Consider the following 3,321-nt stretch of genomic DNA (forward strand, 5'->3'; position numbering starts at 1 on the left):
CTCCAGGGGGGAGATTTGCAGCTTCAGCGCTTGCGCCTTCTTTTCAACGCCAAAAATTGGCGAAAGCGTCGATGCCATCCGATCTCCCCCCTTGAGGGGGAGATGTCCGGCAGGACAGAGGGGGGCGCCAAGGAATGGGACCTGTCTCAATAGGTCACTCGAACCTTTCCGGCAGATGATGCTCCTCGGCGAGGTCGGAGAAGCGGGTGAACTCGCCCTGGAAGGCAAGGCTGACGGTGCCGGTCGGTCCATGGCGCTGCTTGGCTATGATCACTTCGGCCTTGCCCTGGACCTCGATCATCTTCGTCTCCCAGGCGAGATGCTCGGGCGTGCCTTTCTCCGGCTCCTTGTTCTTGATGTAATATTCCTCGCGGTACACGAACAGCACGACGTCGGCGTCCTGCTCGATCGAGCCCGATTCGCGCAGGTCGGACAGCTGCGGATGTTTGTCGTCGCGGCTTTCGACTTGACGCGAGAGCTGTGAGAGCGCGATGATCGGCACGCCCAACTCCTTGCCGAGCGCCTTCAGTCCGGTGGTGATCTCGGTGATTTCCTGGACGCGGTTCTGCGACGCCTTGGCAGATGAACCCTGCATCAGCTGGATATAGTCGATGACCATCAGGTCCAGCCCGCGCTGGCGCTTGAGGCGGCGGGCGCGCGCCGCGAGCTGGGCGATCGAGATACCACCCGTCTGGTCGATGTAGAGCGGGCGCTTGTGGTTCTCCTGCGTGTAGGCGACAAGCTTGCCGAAATCGGCTTCCGTCAAATCGCCGCGCCGGATTTTCGATGATGGAATCTCGGTCTGCTCGGAGATGATGCGGGTGGCCAGCTGCTCCGACGACATTTCAAGCGAGAAGAAGCCGACGACGCCGCCATTGGCCGCCTTGACGGAGCCGTCGGCCTGTTGGGCAGGCTCATAGGCGGCAGCGATGTTGTAGGCGATGTTGGTGGCCAGCGACGTCTTGCCCATGCCTGGGCGGCCGGCGATGATGATCAAATCCGAAGGCTGCAGGCCACCCATGCGATGGTCGAGATCGCGCAGGCCGGTGGCAATGCCGGACAGGTGGCCATCGCGCATATAGGCCGCGCTGGCCATGTCGACGGCATTCTTCAACGCATCGGAAAAGCTTTCGAAACCGCCATCGTAGCGGCCGTTTTCGGCCAGCTCGAACAGCCGCCGCTCGGCATCCTCGATCTGTTCGCCGGGTGCCATGTCGACCGGCGCGTCATAGGCGATGTTGACCATGTCTTCGCCGACGGTGATCAGCGCGCGGCGCGTCGCAAGGTCATAGATGGCGCGGCCATAGTCGGTGGCGTTGACGACGGTCACAGCCTCGACCGCCAGCCGCACGACATATTGCGCCATCGTCATGTCCCCAACCTTCTCGTCGGCCGGCAGGAAGGTTTTCAGTGTGATCGGCGTCGCCACCTTGCCCATACGGATGAACTCGGACGCCACCTCATAGATCTTGCGGTGCAGCGGCTCGTAGAAATGGCTGGCCTTGAGGAAGTCAGAGACGCGGTAGAAGGCGTCGTTGTTGACGAGGATGGCGCCGAGCAACGCCTGCTCGGCCTCGATGTTGTTTGGCGCTTCACGATAAAGCGGTGTTTCCGCGACGCCGAATTTTCGCGCTGCCTCTGCCATGATATCCCCGATTTCAATCCCGGCCTTTCGATATCAGAACGTGATGAGTCGGTGCTGACCTTTCTGCATCACTACCCAACCAAAGAACCTTGATGCCCGTTGTTCACAGGAACAACCAATCGTCCACAGGAGAGTATTCGCGTGCCCCGATTCCGGTTGACTCGACAGGGCGTGGATCTCTATCTGACTCGTCGGAACAAAGCAAGAACAATGGCACTGTTCATTTTGCGATGTTGTCCAGCCTGTCGCCCCAGTCCAATCGCCGGGCCAACTTGAAGTCGGCGCCGTCGCGCTTGGTGAACAAGCGCTCGGTGGCGGTGCCGTCGTCCTGGCAAAGCTTGAGCAGAACCTTGCCGGAGCCGGATTTCGGTGGCGCAAGAACTCGTGCCTGGTGTGATGTGGGGCCGTCGCGAGAAGCCGCGACGTAGATGAATTTCTCGTCTTCCCACGGCACGTCGGCATCCTTGGCCAGCCGATGCAGGCGCGAGCGGGCGACGCGGCGGGAAAAATGGCACCAGTCGGGCTGGACCAGCGGGCAGGGCGCCTGATGCGCGCAAGGCGCAAGCACATGCGCGCCCGCCTCGATCAGCTGCCGGCGCACGGCAAGGATGCGCTGCCAGCCGGCGGGGGTGCCGGGCTCGACGATCAGGAGCGTGTCGCCAGTGAGTTGCCAGAGCCGGTCGATGAGTTTCGGCAGCGATGCCGGCGCGATTTCATCGAGCACATAAGCGCACGTGACCAGATCGGCCGGCTCGATGTCAGCAAGGTCGATGGTGGCATCACCGGCCAGCCATCTGCTCTGGGCGGCAATAGTGTTGCCGGCAAGCGTCTCGCCGACCTTACGCACGGCGGCACTGGCTTCGAACAACACCGCCTGTTCGAGATCGGGCCACAGATCGGTCGCGGCCCAAAGCACCGTGCCAGGGCCGGCGCCGACATCGAGCAAGGTCCTGGGCTGAAAGGCAGGCTTGGCGTCGCTCAGCGCGTCGAGGCTGGCACGGATCGCGGCATAGGTCGCCGGCAGCCGCGTCGCCAGATAGGCCTTCACCGCCAGATCCTCGGCCATGTGCAGACGGCCGTCGCGCAACTCGGCGCGGTAGCGGTCGGACAGCGTCTTTGCCGCTTGCTTGAGTACCGCCAGCGGAACGTTTTCGAGCAGACGCTCGACACCTTGGCGAAGGGAGGCAGGCAACTCCATCTCAAGCGCCCCGCGGGACGAGAAGGATCACCGAAGCACCGGCAATGCAGAGCGCGGCACCGGCAAGATCCCAGCGGTCGGGGCGAACGCCTTCAACCAGCCACAGCCAGCCAAGCGACGCCACGATGTAGATGCCGCCATAGGCGGCGTAGGCGCGACCGGCGGCTGACGTGTCGACCAGCGCCAGCAGGAAGCCGAACAGGGCAAGCGAGGCGAGGCCGGGAAGCAGCCAAAGCGGCGACTTCTCCAGCCGCCACCAGGCCCAGAATGAAAAGCAGCCGGCGATCTCGGCCAGAGCGGCGGCGGCATAGAGGACAAAGGTCATGAAAAAGGTCCCGCGACGGTCACGGGACCTTTTTCAGTGCCGGCGCCGGCAATGGCAAGCGGCAATGCTATTCCTGGTCGGCAACCTTGCGGCGGCGAGCCGGCTTGGCGGCCGGGCTCTTTTTGACGGGAGCCGTTTCACGATGCCCCATAT

The 3,321-nt window shown here is 63.1% G+C and carries 3 protein-coding genes; all 3 read right to left on the minus strand.

From position 1 onward, the window contains the following. Window positions 1-154: 154 nt before the first annotated feature. Window positions 155-1,645, minus strand: a complete 1,491-nt coding sequence (locus EN884_RS30465; RefSeq protein ID WP_013532525.1) for a replicative DNA helicase — start codon at window positions 1,643-1,645, stop codon at window positions 155-157. Window positions 1,646-1,865: 220 nt separating this feature from the next. Next, entirely contained in the window at window positions 1,866-2,843 is a 978-nt protein-coding gene (locus EN884_RS30470) for a small ribosomal subunit Rsm22 family protein (protein WP_013532524.1), read from the minus strand. Window position 2,844: 1 nt separating this feature from the next. Further along, the gene (locus EN884_RS30475; RefSeq protein WP_013532523.1) at window positions 2,845-3,168 is read right to left on the minus strand and encodes a YnfA family protein; all 324 of its coding nucleotides are present in this window, start codon (window positions 3,166-3,168) and stop codon (window positions 2,845-2,847) included. Window positions 3,169-3,321: the final 153 nt, after the last annotated feature.

It is taken from the genome of Mesorhizobium sp. M7A.F.Ca.AU.001.01.1.1, assembly GCF_004022735.1.
Lineage (GTDB): Bacteria > Pseudomonadota > Alphaproteobacteria > Rhizobiales > Rhizobiaceae > Mesorhizobium > Mesorhizobium ciceri.

Excerpts from the sequence above, each read along its gene's own strand:
- EN884_RS30470 (WP_013532524.1), bottom strand. The coding sequence starts at position 2,843 with ATGGAGTTGCCTGCCTCCCTTCGCCAAGGTGTCGAGCGTCTGCTCGAA.
- EN884_RS30465 (WP_013532525.1), bottom strand. The coding sequence starts at position 1,645 with ATGGCAGAGGCAGCGCGAAAATTCGGCGTCGCGGAAACACCGCTTTAT.
- EN884_RS30475 (WP_013532523.1), bottom strand. The coding sequence starts at position 3,168 with ATGACCTTTGTCCTCTATGCCGCCGCCGCTCTGGCCGAGATCGCCGGC.